Raw genomic sequence first — 20,194 nt, forward strand, 5'->3', positions numbered from 1 at the left:
GGACGGTGTCAGGGGCTGGTGCGCCCGGCGGCATGGGCGGTGCGCACCAGGGCCAGGTAGCACAGGGGCACCAGCACGCCGCAGGCGGCGATGGCCGCCGGCAGCAGGGTCAGGGCGCCCCGGCCGCCGTCCTCCAGGCCGTGGCCGACGACGATGCCGACCAGGGCGGCGATGGACATCTGGGCAAAGCCGATCAGGGACGAGGCGGCCCCGGCCATCTGGGGATAGGGAGCCAGGGCCCGGCCGGTGGCGTTGGGCATGACCAGGCCCAACGCCACGGTGACGAACACCATGGGACCGAGCAGGGCCGCCACCGAGGCCAGGGGGCTGGCGGCCAGGGCCCACATGACCAGGCCGGCGCTGGCGCCGACGAGCCCCCCGGCGAACAGCAGGCGGTCGCTGCCGAAGCGCCCCACCAGCCGGCCGGACAGGGCCGAGCCGGCCATGTAGCCGGTGACCACCACGCCGAAGCACAGGCCGTAGGTGGCCGGGGCCAGGCCGAAATGACCGATCAGGACGAAGGCCGAGCCGGAGATGAAGGCGAACAGGGCGCTGTAGGCGAAGGACTGGCAGAGCAGGTAGCCCAGGTAGGCCCGGTCGGCGAGCAAGCGCCGGTAGTTGGCGGCGATGCGCCCCAGCCGGGTGGCGGTGGGGTCCGGGTGGGGATTGCTCTCGGCCAGCCAGCGCCAAGTGGCGGCGATTTGCAAGGCGGAGAACAGGGCCAGGGCGGCGAAGTTGGCCTGCCAGCCGAAGAACACGGTGAGCAGTCCGCCGAGGAAGGGCCCGATCAGGGGGGCCAGGGCCATGGCGCCGCTGACGTAGGCCAGCACCCGGGCGGCATCCGCCGGACCCCACACGTCGCGCACGATGGTGCGGCCGAGCACCGGGCCGACACAGGCCCCCAGGGCCTGGACCAGGCGGGCCAGGATCAGGGCCTCGATGCTGGGCGCCACGCAGCAGGCCAGGCTGGCGAGCAGGTACACCACCAGCCCGCCGAGCACCACCGGGCGGCGGCCGAAGCGATCGGCCAGGGGCCCCACCGCCAGCTGGGCCACGGCGAAGCCGGCCAGGTACACCGACAGGGTGAGCTGGGTGTGGGCGCCGTCGGTGGCGAAGGCGGCGGTGATGGCCGGCAGGGACGGCAGGTAGAAGTCGGTGGACAGGGGCCCCAGGGCCACCAGGGTGGTCAGCAGCACCGCCAGGATCGGCGTCGGTCGGCTCATGGCGTCCTCAGGTCCGGGCCGGCGCCGCCGCGCCCCCGCCGGTCAGCACCTCGGGGGGAAAGGCGGTGCGCAGGGCGCCCCAGTGGCGGCCGTCCACCCGGATCGGCAGGGCCAGTTCGGAGAGGACCTCGCCGGTGTCGCGCAGCAGGGTCTGGAGCAGGAATGGTTCCTGGTTGCGGGCGCTGCGCAGCCCCACCGGATCGTTGTAGATGCGCTTGTGGCGGCTGAACACCTGGTCGTGCTTGGCGTCGCCGTTGAGGGGCGCGGAGAACTTGCGGTGGTGGGCCGGCATGTAGCCCTGGTTGTCGCAGGCGCATACCAGCAGGGCTCCGGGCAGGCCGCCGATGCCTTCGTCGTAGATGCGTTGCAGGTCCGTCTCCACCGCCTGGTCGTAGCGGGTGGAAAACTTGGGCGGGTTGGTGTCGGGCTGGGGGCGGTACTGCTGGTCGAACACGTCCGCGCCCTTTTGCCGGTGGGCGTCCAGGCACGCCCCCACCTCCGCGGCAATGCGCTGGGCGGTGGTCAGGATGCGGTCGAAGGCGCTGTCGGCGATCGAAAAGCGGGCGCCCAGGGCGTACAGCCGCTCGGTCTGGCCTTGCAGGGAGGCGGCGGCCTTGGCCGATTCCCCCATGCTGGCACTGACCCGGTCGGACAGGGCCTTGATCTCCTCGGTCTGGGCGTGGATCTGGGTGTTGGCGGCCTGGATGTGGTGCAGGGAATCGGCCACCACGCCGAGCCCCTCGCCGGCCCGGCCCAGGTCGTCCACCACCGCGTCGAAGTCCCCCACGGTGCGCGCCACGGCCTGGGCGGCGTGGCCCGAATCGTCGCGGATGCTGGCCATCTGGACTTCGGTTTCCTCCACCAGGCGCTGCATGGTCGCGGTGCTGGCGGAGATCACCCCGGTGGCGGTCTTGACCCGCTCGGCCAGCTTGCGCACCTCGTCGGCCACCACGGCGAAGCCGCGCCCGGCCTCGCCGGCCCGGGCAGCCTCGATGGCGGCGTTCAAGGCCAGCAGGTTGGTCTGGTCGGAGATGTCGTTGATCAGCATGCCGATGTCGCGGATCTCCCGGGAATGGCGCGCCAACTCGCCCACCCGCTCGGCGGAACCGGCGGTGTCGGCGGAGATGCGGCGGATGCGCTCGCCCACCTCCTGCAAATCCCGGTGGGCGCCGCGCACCGCCCCCAGGTTGGCCTCGGTGCCGGCGCGCACCTCATCGGCATGACGGCTGGCAGTGTCGGCGGCGGCGCTGGCCGCCCCGGTGGCGGTGACGATGGTGCCGGCCAGGGCGCACTGCTGGCCGGCCAGCCCGGCGGTTTCCTGGACCCGACGCGACAGCACGGCGCTGTCCACCGCCGCCGCGGTGCCGATGCGGCGGGTTTCCTCGACCACGTCCCGGGCGCGCCGGCGCAGCGCCTCGGCCTGGCCGGTGGTGGCGGCCCCATCTCCCACCTCGGCCCGTTCGGCCGGGTCGGCAGCGGCGCCGCCCGGATGCGGGGCGATTCCAGTCATGTCCGTTGCGGCCGGATTGCGCCAGGCCAGCCAGCCGGGCAGCAGCGCCGCCAGCAGGGCCAGGACGCTCTGGCCGGCGCGGGCCGCCAGGCCCTCGGCCGGGGCCAGCCACAGCCAGGCGAGCAGCGCGAGCGCGGCCAGCGCGCCGAAGCCGGCGGCCCGGCGGGCCGCCCCCTGTTGCCTGTCGGTCATGGTCTCCTCCTCGCCGGGCGCGGGGCGCGCGCCGGCCCGGGCGGTGTCCGCCCTGTTCTATGGATGCGGTGGATCGCCGGCGCCGGTCGGCGCGCAACGCCGAGTCAGCGCGCCAGGGGCGCCACCTGCTGGTCGATGGCGCCGAAGATGGAGGCGCCGGCAGCGTCCCGCATCTCGATGCGCACCCGGTCGCCGAAGCGCATGAACGGGGTCTGGGGCTTGCCGCCCTCGATGGTCTCGTACATGCGCACCTCGGCCAGGCAGCAGTAGCCGACGCCGCCGTGTTCGATGCTGGAACCGTGCAGGCCGCCCTGCTTGTTGGAGACGGTGCCGGAACCGATGATCGAGCCGGCTTCCAGCTCCCGGGTCTTGGCCACGTGGGCGATCAGCTGGGCGAAGCTGAAGGTCATGTCCACCCCGGCGTTGGGCCGGCCGAAGGGCTTGCCGTTGAGTTCGACGTTGAGGGGCAGGTGCACCTTGCCCTCGCGCCAGGCGTCGCCCAGCTCGTCCGGGGTCACCGCCACCGGCGAGAAGGCCGAGGCCGGCTTGGACTGGAAGAAGCCAAAGCCCTTGGCCAGCTCAGCCGGGATCAGGTTGCGCAGGGAGACGTCGTTGACCAGCATCAGCAGGCGAATCTTGCCGGCGCACTGGGCCGGGGTGGCGGCCATCGGCACGTCGCCGGTGATCACCGCCACCTCGGCCTCGAAGTCGATGCCCCAGTCCTCGCTCACCGCCACCACCGGGTCCCGGGGGCCGACGAAGCTGTCGGAGCCACCCTGGTACATCAGGGGGTCGGTCCAGAACTCGGGGGGCAACTCGGCGCCCCGGGCGCGGCGCACCAGCTCCACGTGGTTCACGTAGGCCGAGCCGTCAGCCCACTGGTAGGCCCGGGGCAGGGGCGAATGGCAGGCGGCCGGGTCGAAGGGCAGCGGGTCGGGCAGGGCGCCGCTGTTGAGGGCCTCGTAGACCTGGCGCAGCTGGGGCTCGACGGCCTCCCAGTCGTCCAGGGCGGCTTGCAGGGTACGGGCGATGGCCGGCGCCGGGCGGCAGTGGGTCAGGGCGCGGTTGACGACGACCAGGGTGCCGTCGCGGCCGCCTTGCTTGAGGGTGGCGAGCTTCATGTTGCGTTTTCCTTGGTGGGTGCTGGCTGCGCCGGGCGCAGCCGGGTTCGATGGGTGTAGCGGCAAGGAGCCGGCTTACTTGCGGCGCTGCTTGTCGATTTCGGCGATGACGTCCTTGACCAGGTCGGGGCCGGCTTCCTTGGCGAACTTGTCCCACACCGGGCGGACCTGGGCGCGCATCCGGGCGATCTCGGCCGGGGCCACCACGTTGACGGTCATGCCCTTGCGCGCCATGTCCTCCTGGGCGCTGCGGGCGGCGTCCCGGGCCACCTGGCGCTGGAAGGCGCGGGCTTCCACCGCCGCATCGCGCAGGGCCTTCTGGTCGTCGGGGCTAAGCTTGTCCCAGAACTTCTTGCTCACCAGGGGCAGGAAGGCGCCGTAGGACAGCTTGGTGATCGACAGGTACTTCTGCACCTCGTTGAACTTGAGGGCGGCGATCACCGCCGTGGGCGTGGCCTGGCCGTCGATGGTCCTGGTTTCCAGGGCCGAATAGACCTCGGGCACCGCCAGGGGCACCGGGTTGGCGCCGAGGGCCTTCAGGGTTTCCAGGGAGATGGGGGCCTGCACGGCGCGGAATTTCAGCCCGGCGAAGTCTTCGAGGCGGGCGATCGGATGCTTGCTGGTGGTGGCGTTGAAGAAGCCGTTCTCCCAGTAGGCCAGACCCACCAGGCCCTTGGCCGGCAGCTTGTCGAGCAGCTTCTGGCCGATGGGGCCGTCGAGGACGGCGTCGGCCTCCTTCTCGTTGTCGAACAGGAAGGGGAAGTCGAGGACTTCGAAGTCCTTGATCATGCCGGTCAGGGTCGAGGTCTGGGGCACCACGAATTCGATGGTGCCGCCCTGGAGCGCCGAGGTGACCTGCACGTCGTTGCCCAGGCTGGCGTTGTAGTAGACCTTGATCTGCACCCGGCCCTGGGTCTTTTCCTTGACCAGCTCGGCGAAGCGGGCAGCGCCCTGGCCCTGGTGGGACTTCTCCGGCAGGGTGACGCTGAACTTGGCGTTGACGGTCTGGGCCAGGGCCGCCGCCGGGGCGGTCAGGACGGCGCAGGCGGCCAGGGCGGCGGCGAACAGATTGCGGTTTTTGCTTGTCATCGTTGTCTCCTCCTTCGGTCGGGGTCGGGCAGGCGCTACGGCTACAGGAACCACTTCATCGGCACCGTCACCAGTTCGGGGACGAACACCAGCAGGAACAGCACAGCGGTCTCGGCCAGCATGAACGGCCAGACGCCACGCACCACGTCTTCCATGGACACCTTGCCCACGCCGGCGGCGACGTTGAGCACCACCCCCACCGGCGGGGTGACCATGCCGATGGCGTTGTTCATGATGAACAGCACGCCGAAATAGACCGGGTCAATGCCCGCCTCCTTGCAGATCGGCAGCAGCACCGGGGTGAGGATCAGCACGGTGGGGATGAAATCGAGGGCGGTGCCAACCAGGACCACGATCAGCATCATCATGAACATCAGCAGGGTCGGGCTGCCCATGAAGGGGGCGAGCAGGGCCGAAATCTGGCCGGGAATGTCGGCCACGGTGATCAGGTAGGCCGAGACGAAGGCCGCCGCCACCAGGAACATCACCACCGCCGTGGTCTTGGCCGTGGACAAGAGGGCGTGGTAGATCGCCGTCCAGGTCAGCTCCCGGTACACCACCAGGCCGACGAACAGGGCGTAGGCGGCGGCCACCACGCCGGCCTCGGTGGGGGTGAACACGCCGCCCTTGAGGCCGCCGACGATGATCACCGGCAGCACCAGGGCCCAGCCGCCCCGGGCGACGGTGCGCAGCCGTTCGGCCAGGGGCGTCCGGGGCATCACCCGGCTGGCGTCGCGGCGGGCCACCCACCACCAGGTGAGGACCAGGGAGATGGCCATCAGCACCCCGGGGAAGATGCCGGCGAGGAACAGCTTGGTGATCGACACGCCGCCGGCCACGCCGAAGATGATGAAGCCGATGGAGGGGGGAATCACCGGGGCGATGATGCCGGCCGAGGCCACCAGCCCGGCGGAGCGGGCCACGTCGTAGCCGGCGTTGCGCATCATCGGGATGAGCAGGGCGGCCAGGGCGGCGGTGTCGGCCACCGCCGAGCCGGACAGGCTGGCCAGCACCAGGGCCGAGACGATGGCCACATAGCCCAGGCCGCCGCGGATGTGGCCGACCCAGGCGTTGGCCATGTCCACGATGCGCCGCGACAGGCCGCCGGCGTTCATGAATTCGCCGGCCAGGATGAAGAAGGGCACCGCCATCAGCACGAAGTTGTCGGCGCCGCTGACCACGTTCTGGGCCAGGATCTGGGCGTCGAACTGGTCCAGGTAGAGCATCAGGCTAGCGCCGCACACCAGCAGGGCGAAGGCGATGGGCATGCCGAGCGCCATGGCGCCGAGCAGGGAGCCGAGGAAGACGGCCAGGGTCATCGCCGCGCCTCCCGGTCGTCCTCGTGGGTCGGCAGGGCCGGTTCGATCAGGTCGCCGTGCTGGACCATCTCGATGTTGGCCTCGCGCTCACCGTGAACCAGGGCCTGGAAGATGTTGTAGAAGATGCTCACCGTCAGACCCAGGGCCGCCGCCACTCCGGCGGCGTAAAGCACCGCGTAGGGGATGCCGGTGACCGGCATGGCGTTGTCCAGGTTGATGCCGGCCTGCTGCCAGGCGCCCCAGAAGAGCAGGCCGCACATGACGATCATCAGCACCCCGGACACCAGCACGCAGGCCTGGCGGGCCGGCTTGGGCAGGCGCTTGACCAGGGAATCGACCCCCAGGTGGGCGTGCTCCCGGGAGGCCAGGACGGTGCCAAGAAAGACCAGCCAGACGAACAGCAGGCGCGACACCTCCTCGGAGAAGGCGATGCCGGAATTGAAGCCATAGCGCAGTACCACGTTGCCGAAGACGAGCAGGGCCATCAGCGCCAGGCAGGCGACGATGAGCACTTCCAGGGCCTTGGCGACCAGGGCGGTGAGGCGGTCCATGGGATCGGAATTCGGAAAGGCGGAAGAGAATCCGGGGCGGCCACGCAGCGCGGCCGCCCCGGCAGGGCTCAGGAGGCGCTACCGTCGTGCATCCAGGCGGCGTGGCGCGGGGCCTTCTTGGTGCGGGACCACTCTTCGAGCATTTCCCACTTCACGTCGTCGAGCATCTTGGCCATCTTCGGCGTGCCGGTGTTGGCCGCCAGTTCCAGGCGGTGGCCGCTCGGGTCGAAGAAGTAGATCGACTTGAAGATGGTGTGGTCGGTGGGGCCGACCACGCTGATGCCGTCGGCCTCGAGCCGGGCCTTGGTGGCGAGCAGCTCGTCCATCGAGTCGACTTCGAGGGCCAGGTGCTGGGTCCATTCCGGGGTGTTGGGGTCCCGGCCCATGGGCGGCTTGGTGGGCAGCTCGAAGAAGGCCAGGACGTTGCCGCCGCCGGCGTCGAGGAAGATGTGCATGTACGGGTCCGGCTCCTTGGTGGAGGGCACCTCGTTCTCGGCGATGGCCAGGATGAAGCGCATGTTCAGGTACTTGCCGTACCACTCCACGGTTTCCTTGGCGTCCTTGCAGCGGTAGGCCACGTGGTGGATCTTCTTGATCATGGTGGTGTGCTCCATATGGGGCGGCCGGGGATCAGACGCCTTCGCGGGCCAGGGTCATGGCCTCGCGCAGCACCGACAGGTCGCCGATGTGGTTGGACAGGAGGAGGATCAACCGGGCGTTGAGCAGGGCGCTCTGTTCGTCGGTCAGATCCCGGTGGGTGTCGATCAGCAGCTCGTAGAAGTCGTCCCCCGGGGAAAAGGCGCGGAAGTAGCGCGCACCGGGTTCGCTGAAATTGGGCTTGAGGTTGAGGTGGGCCATGTCGTTCTCCCTCGGTCAGGCGTTGCAGGTGGCGCGGGCGACGGCGGCACGCACCCGGGCGGGGTCGAAGGCGCGCCAGCGGCCGGCGACGTGCTGGTCGGGACGGACCAGGTACACCGTGCCGGGCTGGGCGTCGAAGCGTTCGGCGAAGCGGCCGGCGTAGTCCTCCACCAGGCGCAGGCCGGCCGGGGCAGTGCCGGCGCGGGGGGCGACCAGCACGGCTTCCACCGGGATCGGCGCGTCGGACAGGGCGCGCAGGGCGTCGGCGGTGGCGGCGTCCACCGCAGCCGGGTCGGCCACGTAGACCAGGGCGACGAAGCGGCCGCCCACGGCGTCGAGCAGCCAGCCGTTCTTGCCGGCCTCGCGCAGCGGGGCGTCGTCCATGGGCGCGCCGGGCACCATGTCGCCGCCAAAGGCGGCGGTGTCGGCGGTGTTGAGCCGCGATTCGGTGAGGAAGGCAGGCACCGACAGGCGGCCCGAATTCACCAGGGCGCGGGCGAAGGCATGGTCCCGGGCCAGGGTCAGCACGGCGTTGCGGAAGGTGAGCGAGGTCTTGCTCTTGGGGGTGATGAAGTCGGTGGAGCGGGTCGAGTTCATGATGTTCTCGTCCGCCGCCGCCACCCGCTCCTCGCTGTAGGTGTCGAGCAGGCTTTCGGGGGCCTTGCCTTCCATCACCAGCTTGAGCTTCCACACCAGGTTGTCGGTGTCCTGGATGCCGGAGTTGGCGCCCCGGGCGCCGAAAGGCGAGACCTGGTGGGCGGCGTCTCCGACGAACAGCACCCGGCCGTGGCGGAAGTCGTTCATGCGCCGGCACTGGAAGGTGTACACGCTGACCCATTCCAGATCGAACTCGCGCTCGTCGCCGAGCATGGCCTTGATGCGCGGGATGACCTTCTCGGGCTTCTTCTCTTCTTCCGGATCGGCCTGCCAGCCGAGCTGGAAGTCGATGCGCCAGACGTTGTCGGCCTGGCGGTGCAGCAGCACCGACTGGCCCGGGTGGAAGGGCGGGTCGAACCAGAACCAGCGCTCGGCGGGGAAGTCGGCCTTCATCACCACGTCGGCGATGAGGAAGCGGTCCATGAAGATCTTGCCTTCGATCTCCAGGTTCATCATGCGCCGGATCGGGCTGCGGGCGCCGTCGGCGACGATCAGCCAATCAGTGTCCAGGGAGTAGATACCGTCCGGGGTTTCCACCTGGAGGGAGGCGCCGTCGCCGGCGGGGGACACGGAAACCACCTTGTTGCGGAAGCGCAGGTCCAGGTTGGGCAGCTCCTTGGCCCGGTTCACCAGGAACTCTTCCAGGTAGTACTGCTGCAGGTTGATCATGCCCGGGCGCTTGTGGTCGGGCTGGGGCAGCAGGTTGAAGTTGTAGACTTCCTCGTCGCGGAAGAAGGTGCGGCCGACGTTCCAGCTCACCCCCTTGTCCACGCAAGCGTCGCCCACGCCGATGCGGTCGAGCACCTCCAGGGCGCGCTTGGCGTAGCACACGCCGCGGGAGCCGATCGAGACGGTGTCGTCGTCGTCGAGCACCACCACCGGCACGCCGGTCTGGGCCAGCTCGATGGCTCCGGCCAGGCCCACGGGCCCGGCGCCGACCACCACCACCGGGTAACGGCCCGGCCCCTGGCCGCGCTGCTCGGGCGGCGCGACGTAGTCGTACTTCGGGTACTGATAGGTTGATAGCACTTCCGGTCTCCTCGTTCTTTGCCCCGCCGCCCTGGGTCATTGGTGTCGTTATGGCCGGCGGGGTACCTCCTTCAGGTGTTGCTTCCTAGCTGGGGTCGCAGCGTTTAGCCCGCCTGTTGCAAGGCGTGCCACATTTCCTTGTCCCGTTCCGCCGTCCAGATGCGCGGGTGCTTGATGCCGCTGGCCTCGTCCACTGCCCGGGTCACGTCGAAGGGCAGGCAGTGCTCGTAGATGAAGACCTGGGCGAACTTGGGGTCCATGGCCTTGCGGATGTGGGCCATGGCCTGGTTGAGGGTGAGGCCCTGGGCCACCGCCTCCTTGGCGCCGGCGAACAGGGTGCTGACGAAGTCCCGGGTGTAGGCCAAGCCCTCGGCCACCTTGGCCGGGGTGTCCAGGGCCGGGCCCCGGCCGGGGATGAGCTTTTCCGCGCCCAGGGCGGCGATGGCGTCCAGGGTGGCGGGCCATTCCTCGAGCTGGGCGTCGCCGGTGTAGCAGGCCGCCTCGCACTCCACCAGGTCGCCGGAGAACAGCACCTTCTCGGAAGGCACCCAGACCACGGTGTCGCCCTTGGTGTGGCCGGGGCCCAGGTGCATCACCTTGATCTCGACGCCGCCCATGAACAGGGTCATCTCGTCCTTGAACACCAGGGTCGGCCAGGTCAGGCCGGGGATGCTCTCGAAGGCCTGGAACAAGCGGGGGAAACGCTCGTACTCGGACTGCATGTCCTGGGCGCCGCGCTCGACGATCAGCTCATAGGTGCCCTGGCTGGCGATGATCTGCTCCAGGCCCTCGGGCTTGTAGCCGGCGGCGCCGAGCACGCGCACGGCGTGGTAGTGGGACAGCACCACGTGCTTGATCGGCTTGTCGGTGACCTTGCGGATCTCGGCGATCAGGCGGCCAGCCATCACCGGGGTGGCCAGGGCGTCCACGATCAGGACGCCCTCGTCGGTGATGATCACGCCGGCGTTGGGGTCGCCCTCGGCGGTGTAACCCCAGCAATGCTCGGACAGCTGGGTGAAGGTGGTCTTCTTCTCTTCGAGGTCGGCGACGGAGGCGAATTGCTTGCTCATGGGGGACGGCTCCTAAGGGGGAATCACATGCCGAGGTAGGCGGCACGAACCTGTTCGTTGTTGAGCAGCTCCTGGCCGGAGCCGCTCAGGGTGGTGTTGCCGGTTTCGAGCACGTAGGCCCGGTCGGCGATGGCCAGGGCGGCGAAGGCGTTCTGTTCGACGAGGAAGATGGTCATGCCCTGGGATTTGAGGGTCTTGACCACGTTGAACACCTCTTCGACCAGGAGCGGCGCCAGGCCCATGGAGGGCTCGTCGAGCAGCAGCAGCTTGGGCCGGGCCATCAGGGCGCGGCCGATGGCGAGCATCTGCTGCTGGCCGCCGGACAGGGTGCCGGCGGGCAGGTGGCGCTTTTCCTTGAGGATCGGGAACATGGCGTAGACCCGCTCCATGTCCTCGGCCAGGTTGGCCGCGGGCTGGGTGTAGGCGCCCAGGCGCAGGTTGTCCTCGATCGACAGGGGCCCGAACACCTGGCGGCCTTCCGGTACCTGGCTGATGCCGCGGCGCACGCGCAGGTCGGAACGCAGGCCGGTGATGTCCTGGCCGTCGAAGTGGATGCTGCCGGCGGTGAGGGGCTGGACGCCGGAGATGGCGCGCAGCAGGGTGGTCTTGCCGGCGCCGTTGGCGCCCACCAGGGCCACCAGCTCGCCGCGGCGCACTTCCAGGTCAATGCCCTTCAGGGCCTGGATGCGGCCGTAGGCGCTCTGCACGCCGCGCACCGACATCAGCAGGTCGCCCCGGGGCGCGGCCTCGCCGGCGGCCAGGACGCCGGCCTCGTGGCTACCCAGGCCGACGGATTCGGGGGCCAGGCTGACCACCCGGTGATACAGCTCGCGGAACTCGCCCTGGACCTTCTCACCGAACAGGGGGTCGCTGTTGTCGAGGAAGGCCCGGTCGATGTCGTGCCAGTCGTCGCCGGTGAGCGCCTGGCGGGCCAGGGGCAGGATCTCCTTTTCCTCGGTGCGGATGTGGCCCTTCAGCCCGGAGGTGTAGGCGCGCAGGGTGGTGGCGAAGGCCTGATTGCCCAGCGCGCCGCTGGCGGTGGCGGCCAGGGCGGCGCGCAGGGTGGCCAGGTTGCCCGGCCCCTGGCGGTGCTCCGCTTCCAGCTGGTCGAGCAGGGGGCCGGCCGCGTCGCTGCGCTGGCGCAGGCGGCGGAACAGGAAATCGTCTTCCTTGGGGTGGTGGGCCCGGTCGATGAAGTGTTCCAGGTAGTCGAAGACCGAGGTAAAGAAGGGCACGTCCACCGCCGCCGTGCCGCCGTCGAGCTCGTCGGCCAGGTGGTCCACAGTGGTGGCGATGCGCCACAGGTTGCGATGTTCCTCGCTGATGATGCGCAGGGCTTCCATCTAGTTGTCTCCCTCTCCCGTTGCCTAGGCGTGGGCGCCCAGGTAGGCGGCGATCACGTCCGGGTTGCGCCGCACTTCCTCGCCGGTGCCCTCGGCCAGCTTCTTGCCGTAATCGAGCACCAGGATGCGGTCGGACAGGTTCATCACCATCTTCATGTCGTGCTCCACCAGCACCACGGTGACGCCGGAATCGGCCACCTTGCGCACCAGTTCGTCCACCTCCAGGGTTTCCTTGGGGTTGAGGCCGGCGGCGGGCTCGTCGAGGAACAGCAGGCGCGGCTTCATGGCCAGGGCCCGGGCGATCTCCAGGCGCTTCAGGGCGCCATAGGGCATGCAGTCGGCCCGGGAGCCGACGTACTTCTCCAGGCCGACGAAGGCCATCAGTTCGGCGGCCTCCTGGCGCAGCTGGCGGTCCCGGCCGGCCAGGCCGGGAAAGCGCAGGGCGGCCTTGATCAGGTTGCGGTCGAGGCGCAGGTGGGCGCCGACCATGACGTTCTCCAGGGCGCTCATGTTCATGCACACCTGGAGGTTCTGGAACGTGCGGGCGACACCGCGCCGGGCCAGTTCGTTAGGCGACTTGCCGGCCAGGTTCTCGCCGTCGAGGACGATCTCGCCCTCGCTCGGGGTATAGACCCCGGTGATCAGGTTGAACAGGGTGGTCTTGCCCGCCCCGTTGGGGCCGATCACCGAATAGACGATGCCGGCGTCGATGGAGAAGCTGACGTTCTGCACGGCCTTGACGCCGCCGAACACCTTGGACAATTGACGGACTTCGAGCAGGGGCATCATTCGCTCCTTCCCAGCTTGGCGGCCAGGGTGGGCACCAGGCCCTTGGGCAGGAAAATCATGCAGAGCATGAGGATGGCGCCGAAGGCCACCGTCTCCCAGCCTTCGAAGGTGGCGAGGGCCTGGGGCAGGGCGGTGAGCAGCACGGCGCCGACCACGGAGCCGTACACCGAGGCCATGCCGCCGATCACCACCATGGTGACCAGCTCGATGGAGTGGAAGAAATCGGCCACGTTGGGGGTGACGAAGCCGACGTAGTGGGCGGTGACGCTGCCCATGATCGAGGCGAACACCGCCGACATGACGAAGATGGCGACCTTGTAGCGGACCACGTCCACCCCCACCACCTGGGAGGCCACTTCCGAGCCGTGCAGGGCGCGCAGGGCGCGGCCGAAGGGCGAATCGATCAGGTTGAGGGAGGCCCACACGCTGATCGACAGCACCAGGGCCATCACCCAGTACCAGGCCTTCTCGCCGGCGATCTCCCAGCCGGCCAGGCTCATCGGCACCACCGGCATGCCGTCCGGGCCGCCGGTGTAGGCGGCCTCGTTCTTCATGGCGATGGCCAGGATGAAGCCCAGGCCCAGGGTGGCCATGGCCAGGTAGTGGCCCTTCAGCTTGAAGATGGGCCGGGCCACCAGGGCGGCGAGCAGGCCCGCCGCCGCCGCGCCGGCGGCCATGGCCGCCAGGGGGGGCCAGTTGAAGTGGCTGGTGAGGATGGCCGAGGCGTAGGCGCCGATGCCGATGAAGCCGGCGTGGCCCAGGCTGATCTGGCCGGCGAAGCCGATCAGCAGGTTGAGGCCGAGCACGATCACGGCGTTGATGGCCATGCGGATGACCAGGTCGTAGTGGAAGCCGTTCTGCAAAAACAGGGGCAGCACCAGCAGCACGGCGACGATCACCGCCAGGCCGAAGTAACGGGATTTGCGCATGGTCACACCCGATCCGTGACTTTGGCGCCGAACAGGCCCCGGGGCATGAAGAAGAGGATCAGCAGGATCAGCACGAAGGGCACCGCGTCCTTGTAGGCCGACGAGATGTAGCCGGCGGCCATGGCCTCCACCACCCCCACCAGCAGGCCGCCGAGCACGGCCCCCAGGCCGTTGCCCAGGCCACCCACCACCGCGGCGACGAAGCCCTTGAGGCCGAGCATGATCCCCACGTCGTAGGAGGTCAGGGTGATCGGCGTCACCAGGATGCCGCCCAGGGCGCCCAGGGCCGCCGACATGGCGAAGCTGATGAACAGCACCCAGTTGGTGTTGATGCCGACCAGCTCCGAGGCCAGGCGGTTGTACGAAGTGGCCAGCATGGCCTTGCCGTACAGGGTGCGGTTGAAGAAGTACCAGAGGCCCACCACCACCAGGGCGGTGACGCCCAGCACCCACAGGCTCTGGGGTTGCAGGGTGGCGCCCAGCACCTCGATCGGCTCGTTGCCGGAGAAGGCCGGCAGGGAGAAGGTGCCCTTGCCCAGCCAGACCTGGATCAGGCCGCGGATCACCAGGGAGGCGCCGATGGTGATGATGATCAGGGTCACCGTCTCGGCCCCCTTGACCGGTTCGATGGCCAGCTTTTCCACCACCACGCCAACCACGGCAGGCACCAGGATCGCCAGGGTCAGGGCCACCGGCATGGGCAGGCCCATCTGGGAGAAGAACACCGCGAGCATGCCGCCGAGCATGATGAATTCGCCCTGGGCGAAGTTGATCACGTTGCTGGCGTTGTAGATCAGGGTGAAGCCCAGGGCGGCCAGGGCGTAGGTGGCGCCGACGGTGACCCCGGAAAAGAGGAATTGCAGGAACTGGGCAAGCATCACAGCCCCCCGTTCGCGCAAGCGATGGCGGCCCGGCGGCGGGCCTGGTTTGTCTCCTTCATGTGACCTCCTTTTTTGTGGCGGGCAGTCAGCGGCTGGTCCCGAGCCTCCCGAAACTCATTCTGGAATACGTAACTAATTCTGTCAATCGAAAATGATACAAAAAAATAGCCGCATCGAAATAAACGTATCGATGCGGCTATTTGATTGTTTATCAATGGATTTTCTACATTTTCGGCCCCGGCGGCTGGCCCGTGTGGCCCAGCCGGCTCGACAGATCGGCGGCGGCGGTGCGCAGGGCGCGCACCACCTTGCCCTCCGCCGCCATGTCGAACATGCCCTGCACCCCCACCACCAGCATGGCGATGGTCAGCTCGCCCTTGAAGTTGAACACCGGTGCCGCCAGGGCCTCGACCCCGGGCACCAGGTAGTAGCCGGACACGGCGGCGAAACCGTCCCGGCGCACCGCGTCGAGCATGGCGCGCACCTTGGGCCAGGTGCGCAGGTCGTCGGGCAGCTCCGGATTGGCCATCTCGCGCTCGATCAGGGGCCGCACCGCCTCCTCGGCCAGGTAGGCGGCGAAGACCCGGCCGCTGGCCGAGGTGAGCATTTCCAGGGCGGTGCCGGTGACCACGTTGACCGTGATCGGCCGGCGCGGCCGTTCCCAGCGCACGATCACCGGGCCGTGCTCGCTCCACACCGCCAGGGCGGTGGTCTCGTTGATCTCGTCGCGCAAGGCGGCGATCGCCGCCAGGCCGAGGCGGATGCGGTCGAGCCGGTCGATGGAGACCAGGCCGACGTTGAGGGCGAAGGAGCCCAGGTCGTAGCGGGAGGTGTGGGGGTCCTGTTCCACCAGGCCGGAGCGGATCAGGCTGACCAGGTAGCGGTGCACCTTGGAGGCGGGCATCCCCGCCGCCGCCGCGATGTCCTTGAGGGCCATGGAGCGCTGGCCGTTCACCATCACCCGGAAGATGTCCATGCCGATCTCCAGGGACTGGACCCCGTGTTTGCCGTCGGACTCGTCACTCATGCGCATTCCTTGATATTCTGAATTTCAAAACATGTTCCACCAAATGGAATTATGCCATTCCCCCAGGAGACTCACACCATGTCCAGCGCCCCCACCCTCCGCGTCTACGCCATCGACGGCATCGTCCCGGTGGTCGATCCCAGCGCCTTCGTCCATCCCAGCGCCGTGCTGATCGGCGACGTCATCGTCGGCCCGGGCTGCTACGTCGGCCCCGGCGCCAGCCTGCGCGGCGACTTCGGCCGGCTGATCCTGGAGGCCGGCGCCAACCTCCAGGACACCTGCGTGATGCACGGTTTTCCCGGCACCGACACGGTGGTCGAGGAGGACGGCCACATCGGCCACGGCGCCGTGCTGCACGGCTGCCGCATCGGCCGCAACGCCCTGATCGGCATGAACGCGGTGATCATGGACAACGCCGTGGTGGGCGAGGCGGCCATCGTCGCCGCCTGCGCCTTCGTCAAGGCCGGGGCGGAAATCCCGGCCCGGCACCTGGCCGCCGGGGTGCCGGCCAAGGTGGTGCGGGAATTGAGCGAGGAGGAGATCGCCTGGAAGGTGGCGGGCACCCGCACCTACCAGGATCTGACCAAGCGCTGCCTGGCCACCCTGGTGGAAACCGCGCCGCTGGCCGCAGTGGAGCCGGACCGGCCGCGCATCCACATCTCCGGCGTGGTGCCCCTGGTGGAGGCCAAGCAGGGCAAGGGTTAAGCCGCTTCGGCTTTAGCCTTCGGAAAATCCGAAGGATTGGCCCACCGAAAAGGCCAAAGTCCGCGACAGTATTTGAGTTTAGCCATTTGCGCTCCGCCAGCCTACGCAAAAACCGAAGGCTGGGCGCGGTACGCCCACGGCCCCCACGACCAGCCAATCCCCTAACCCGCCGGCCGCCCGGCCCGCGCAACGCCGCCCCGACCGGAGCGAGGCCGATGCCGGCGGGCGGTGCGGAACAGCGGGGAAGCAATGCGAAAACCGCAGGGGAACGGCGGCGGCGGAATGAACCGCCCCGCCACCCCGGCACGCCGCGGCCCTACAGGGCGATGGCGGCGAGGGGATCGTCGTCCGGGAAGCGGTCGGCGAAGGACGGGTCCAGGGGCGGAAAGCCCCCGTCGGCCAGGCGCAGGTGCGCTTGCAGGTGGCGCTCGGAAGGCTCCACCAGGCGCCGGTAGAGGTCGCGGCAGAGCAGCCGGGCGCGCTGGCCGGGCCAGTCCGGCGGCAGCAGCACGTCGGGCAGCTCCGGGTCGCGCAGCAGCATGCGCCGGTAGTCGTGGATGAGCAGGATGCGCAGCAGGAAAGCCTCTTCGTCCCCCACCTCGGCGTGCCGGTCGCGGCGCAGGTCGGCCAGGATCGGCAGGTAGGTGGCGACGAACTCGCCGTAGTCGGCGGCCAGGTCCTCCAGGTCCCAGGCGCGGCGCACCAGGTCGGCGTCGTTGGCCGACAGGCCCGAGAGGGAATCGGCGGCCAAGAGCGGCATCAGCCGGCCGAGGAAGTCGGCCATGCCCTCGGCCACCAGGGCGTCCAGGGCCGCGGTCAGGTCGGCGCTGGGGTGTACGAAGCAGTCCGCCCCCAGAGCGCCGAAGCCCTGCCAGAACAGGGCGTTGCGCAGCCGTTCCCGCTCCCGGGGGTCGAACTCGCCCACCGCCAGGATCAGGCGCCAGCGCCGATCCCACTGGGGGGCGTGGGAGGAATAGATGTGCCGCGAGGCTTCCTCGAAGCGGCGGTGGCCGGCCGGGGTCAGTTCGTAGTCGGCGCGGCGGCCCTTGGCCTCGGCGCGCAGCCACTCGTCCTTGGCCAGGCGGAACACCGAGGTGCGCACCAGCCGTTCGGACAGTTCGAGGGGTTCGAGCAGGCGGATCAGGCTGCCCAGCCAGATGCGGCCGCCGTGGGGCAGCACTGCGTCGCCGAACACGGAGGTGATCAGGGACCCCGCCTGGACGCGGCGCTGCTGGCGGAAGGCATCGAGGCGACGGCGGATGGATTCGGTCACGGCGGGGTCGGGGTAAGGGCGAAAGCGGGCAATGTTAACGGGGCGTCACCGGCATCGCCAGTGCGCCCCGCAAATCCGGCCAAAAAGTCCGGGCAAAAGTCTTGTTCCGGCATCGGGCTGCGAATCCGGCCGAGAGTCAGGCCAGGACCTAGACCAGGATTCAGGCCGACAGCAGGTGGGCCGGGTCGGCCACCTCGATCTGCTGCTGGGAGAAGAAGCCTTCGGTGTGCAGCATATCGTCGCGCACCCCCAGGGCCTTGGCGGCGGCGACGCAGGCGTCGGTGAATTCCGGGCTGCCGGCGACGAACACGGTGTGCTTGGACAGGTCCGGGTAGAGCTTGGGCAGCAGGGCGTCCAGACGGCCGTGCAGGTAGCCCTCGGCCTCTTCCCGGGTCAGGGTCACCTTGTAGTCGAAGTTGCGGTGCTTGGTGCGCCACCAGGCCATCATGCCCTGGCTGTAGACGTCGTCCCGGGTGCGGGCCGAGAAGAGCAGGTTCACCGGCTTGCGGTAGCCGCGGCGCAGGGCCGCCTCGGCCAGGGCCAGGATCGGCGCCAGGCCGGTGCCGGCGGCCAGGCACAGCACCGGGGCGTCCACCGAGGGGTCGCCGATGAAGGTGCCGTAGGGGCCGGAAATCTTGACGTTGTCGCCCACCTTGAGGCTGTCGTGAATCCAGGCGCTGGTCAGGCCGCCGTCGGCGCGGGCCACCTGGAGCACCAGCTCGCCGTCGGGGCGGGGGGCGTTGGAAATCGAATAGGCGCGGGCCGGGATGTCGGCGCCGGGGTTGCCGATGGTGACGTACTGGCCGGGCCAGTAGCGCAGCGGCGGCGCCACCGGGCGCAGGCGCAGTTCCATCACCCGGTTGGCGATGAGGCGCTTGTCCACCACCACGAACAGGGCGTTTTCCTTGGGCGGGAAGAGCTTGGGCCGGGCGTCCTCGGTGCCCCACTCGATCACCAGCTCGTCGGAGATCGGCTTGGCCATGCACATCAGGCCGTAACCCTGGCGGCGCTCGTCGGCGGACAGGGCCATGTCGAGGACGATGCCCTGGTCGAATTGGCCGGACAGCACCTTGACCTTGCATTCGCCACAGGCGCCGGCCCGGCAGTTGTTGGGCAGTGCGTAGCCCGCATTCTCCAGGGCCATCAGGACGGTGTCGCCGGAGCGGCATTCGACCGCGCGGCCGGAAGGTTGCATGACGATACGGGCCATGGAACGTCTCTCCTCGTTGCTTTTATCGGTTTCTCTTGGGGTGAAAGGGCCGGCCACCCGGCCGGCCCTTTCGGTACTGCGCGCTGCCGGCTGGGCGGCGATCAGAACACCGGGATGATGTCGTCCATCTCGACGTCGCTGATTTCCTTGCCGGTGATGCCCACTTCGGGGATCGCCGGGAACTCGATGCCGTAGCGGTCGAGCACGCCCTTCAGGTTGAGCATGGCGTTGCGCCAGTTTTCCAGCTTCATCTCGTAGGTCGGGATGCCGAAGCCAGCCATGCGCGCCACTTCCTCGGCTTCGCGCTGGGTGGCGATGAAGTCGGAGGGCAGGTCCCAGAACTCCATCGGCGGCTCGAACAGCACGGCCGAGAGGAACAGATAGCCGGCGCGGATCTGCTTGGTCACCACGTCCTTGTTGGCCTGGTTGAGCTTGGGATAGTCGCGCTCCATCACCGCCATGCAGATGGCCATGTGTCGGCCTTCGTCCCGGCCGATGTTGCGGAAGCCTTCCTTGAAGACCGCTTCCCGGGAGTTGTCGTACATCTGCTTGAAGATGGTGGCGGCGGCGATCTCGCCCATCAGGAAGGAGCTGAACAGCACGGCCAGGTCGTACTTGGGCACGGCCTGCTTGTAGCCGGTCCAGTAGCGGCCGCCGTTGAAGTACAGCCACTTGGCGTTCTTCTGCAGACGGCGGCCCAGATCGGTCTTGGGCTCGTAGGTAATGGGATCGGGGTGGGCGAGCAGCTTGGTGATGGCCAGGCCGCACATGATTTCGTGGTTCTGCTCGTCGCGGGTCACGGAGAAGAAGCACTTGCGCACCGGATCTTCTTCATGGACCTCGTAGGTCTTGATCAGGGCCTCGGCGAAGACCGGGGGGGCGGACGCGTCGAACACCGACAGCAGGGTCCACCAGTAGGCGATCGCCTCGCGCTCTTCCCAGGAATAGCTGTCCACGTCCAGGGTGTCCCAGGGCAGCTTTTCGGGGTCCCAGTTCTCGCGCAGGGCGGCTTCCCAGACTTCTTGCAGCTTCTTGGTGTGGGAGTGCCAGGACAGGGGGTAGACGTTCGGTTGCTGAGTCTCGGGCGGGAGCTCCATCGAATCGGAAAAACGTTCCTTGTGGTTTGCCATATCTCCTCCAGCTATGTGTGGGTTCAAGGTGCCCGGCCGAGCGTCGTCACCCGTGCCGTCCAATTCATCATGTTACCTACAAAATCGTTTGTCAACGTTTTTTGTATCGTATTTTTTGGCTAGGCAGCGGGCGACGAATCGGAACCCGGCGTTTTCCGCCCCTCTTCCCCCCCCCTCGCCATGGGCCTTGAACAGCCACAAAGCGGCATGAACACGTTATTCCGGGCCATTCCGGGGATGAGCCGCCGCGGGTGTGCCAGTTTCCTGTCCGCCGCTCGATATGATACA

19 protein-coding genes are annotated in these 20,194 nt (G+C 68.8%); 1 reads left to right on the forward strand and 18 read right to left on the reverse strand.

The window, feature by feature from the left end:
* Positions 1-8 precede the first annotated feature (8 nt).
* The 15 genes from LWW89_RS07550 to LWW89_RS07625 all read right to left on the reverse strand — a co-directional run bounded on the left by LWW89_RS07550 (position 9) and on the right by LWW89_RS07625 (position 15,588).
* The gene (locus LWW89_RS07550) at positions 9-1,223 is read right to left on the reverse strand and encodes a multidrug effflux MFS transporter (protein ID WP_293263364.1); all 1,215 of its coding nucleotides are present in this window, start codon (positions 1,221-1,223) and stop codon (positions 9-11) included.
* Between the two features lie 7 nt (positions 1,224-1,230).
* Positions 1,231-2,925, reverse strand: a complete 1,695-nt coding sequence (locus LWW89_RS07555) for a methyl-accepting chemotaxis protein (protein WP_293263366.1) — start codon at positions 2,923-2,925, stop codon at positions 1,231-1,233.
* Between the two features lie 104 nt (positions 2,926-3,029).
* Positions 3,030-4,046: a fumarylacetoacetate hydrolase family protein gene (locus LWW89_RS07560; RefSeq protein WP_293263368.1), complete on the reverse strand. Its 1,017-nt coding sequence runs from the start codon at positions 4,044-4,046 to the stop codon at positions 3,030-3,032.
* A gap of 75 nt (positions 4,047-4,121) precedes the next feature.
* Positions 4,122-5,135: a TRAP transporter substrate-binding protein gene (locus LWW89_RS07565; RefSeq protein WP_293263370.1), complete on the reverse strand. Its 1,014-nt coding sequence runs from the start codon at positions 5,133-5,135 to the stop codon at positions 4,122-4,124.
* A gap of 41 nt (positions 5,136-5,176) precedes the next feature.
* The gene (locus LWW89_RS07570) at positions 5,177-6,454 is read right to left on the reverse strand and encodes a TRAP transporter large permease subunit (protein WP_293263372.1); all 1,278 of its coding nucleotides are present in this window, start codon (positions 6,452-6,454) and stop codon (positions 5,177-5,179) included.
* The gene (locus LWW89_RS07575) at positions 6,451-7,005 is read right to left on the reverse strand and encodes a TRAP transporter small permease (protein WP_293263374.1); all 555 of its coding nucleotides are present in this window, start codon (positions 7,003-7,005) and stop codon (positions 6,451-6,453) included. The genes LWW89_RS07570 and LWW89_RS07575 overlap by 4 nt, the downstream gene beginning before the upstream one ends.
* 68 nt (positions 7,006-7,073) lie before the next feature.
* A complete protein-coding gene (locus tag LWW89_RS07580; protein WP_293263376.1) occupies positions 7,074-7,604 on the reverse strand; it encodes a VOC family protein in 531 nt (176 codons plus the stop codon).
* A gap of 31 nt (positions 7,605-7,635) precedes the next feature.
* Positions 7,636-7,863: a DUF2783 domain-containing protein gene (locus tag LWW89_RS07585; protein WP_293263378.1), complete on the reverse strand. Its 228-nt coding sequence runs from the start codon at positions 7,861-7,863 to the stop codon at positions 7,636-7,638.
* Between the two features lie 15 nt (positions 7,864-7,878).
* Positions 7,879-9,549, reverse strand: a complete 1,671-nt coding sequence (locus tag LWW89_RS07590; protein ID WP_293263380.1) for an FAD-dependent oxidoreductase — start codon at positions 9,547-9,549, stop codon at positions 7,879-7,881.
* Between the two features lie 104 nt (positions 9,550-9,653).
* Complete coding sequence (locus tag LWW89_RS07595; protein ID WP_293263382.1) at positions 9,654-10,619, reverse strand: MBL fold metallo-hydrolase; 966 nt, start codon at positions 10,617-10,619, stop codon at positions 9,654-9,656.
* Positions 10,620-10,642: 23 nt separating this feature from the next.
* On the reverse strand, positions 10,643-11,962 hold the full coding sequence (locus tag LWW89_RS17545) for an ATP-binding cassette domain-containing protein (protein WP_365781179.1): 1,320 nt from the start codon (positions 11,960-11,962) through the stop codon (positions 10,643-10,645).
* A 24-nt stretch (positions 11,963-11,986) separates the two neighbouring features.
* Positions 11,987-12,748, reverse strand: coding sequence for an ABC transporter ATP-binding protein (locus LWW89_RS07610; protein ID WP_293263384.1), 762 nt, complete (start codon positions 12,746-12,748; stop codon positions 11,987-11,989).
* Positions 12,748-13,680, reverse strand: a complete 933-nt coding sequence (locus tag LWW89_RS07615; RefSeq protein WP_293263386.1) for a branched-chain amino acid ABC transporter permease — start codon at positions 13,678-13,680, stop codon at positions 12,748-12,750. Before LWW89_RS07615 ends, LWW89_RS07610 begins: the two co-directional genes overlap by 1 nt.
* 2 nt (positions 13,681-13,682) lie before the next feature.
* Positions 13,683-14,558 (reverse strand): branched-chain amino acid ABC transporter permease, encoded by an 876-nt coding sequence (locus LWW89_RS07620; RefSeq protein WP_293263388.1) that lies wholly within the window; start codon positions 14,556-14,558, stop codon positions 13,683-13,685.
* A gap of 226 nt (positions 14,559-14,784) precedes the next feature.
* The gene (locus LWW89_RS07625; RefSeq protein WP_293263390.1) at positions 14,785-15,588 is read right to left on the reverse strand and encodes an IclR family transcriptional regulator; all 804 of its coding nucleotides are present in this window, start codon (positions 15,586-15,588) and stop codon (positions 14,785-14,787) included.
* Positions 15,589-15,666: 78 nt separating this feature from the next.
* Between LWW89_RS07625 and paaY the strand changes: the two genes are divergently transcribed.
* A complete protein-coding gene (paaY, locus tag LWW89_RS07630; RefSeq protein ID WP_293263392.1) occupies positions 15,667-16,293 on the forward strand; it encodes a phenylacetic acid degradation protein PaaY in 627 nt (208 codons plus the stop codon).
* Between the two features lie 316 nt (positions 16,294-16,609).
* Here paaY and paaX read toward each other — a convergent pair whose 3' ends face one another.
* The 3 genes from paaX to LWW89_RS07645 all read right to left on the reverse strand — a co-directional run bounded on the left by paaX (position 16,610) and on the right by LWW89_RS07645 (position 19,906).
* Positions 16,610-17,566: a phenylacetic acid degradation operon negative regulatory protein PaaX gene (paaX, locus tag LWW89_RS07635; protein ID WP_293263394.1), complete on the reverse strand. Its 957-nt coding sequence runs from the start codon at positions 17,564-17,566 to the stop codon at positions 16,610-16,612.
* Between the two features lie 160 nt (positions 17,567-17,726).
* Positions 17,727-18,776 (reverse strand): 2Fe-2S iron-sulfur cluster-binding protein, encoded by a 1,050-nt coding sequence (locus LWW89_RS07640; protein ID WP_293263396.1) that lies wholly within the window; start codon positions 18,774-18,776, stop codon positions 17,727-17,729.
* Between the two features lie 101 nt (positions 18,777-18,877).
* Positions 18,878-19,906, reverse strand: a complete 1,029-nt coding sequence (locus LWW89_RS07645) for a hypothetical protein (RefSeq protein ID WP_293263398.1) — start codon at positions 19,904-19,906, stop codon at positions 18,878-18,880.
* Positions 19,907-20,194: the final 288 nt, after the last annotated feature.

Origin of the sequence: Oryzomicrobium sp., from assembly GCF_021287045.1 — a bacterium.
GTDB lineage: Bacteria > Pseudomonadota > Gammaproteobacteria > Burkholderiales > Rhodocyclaceae > Oryzomicrobium.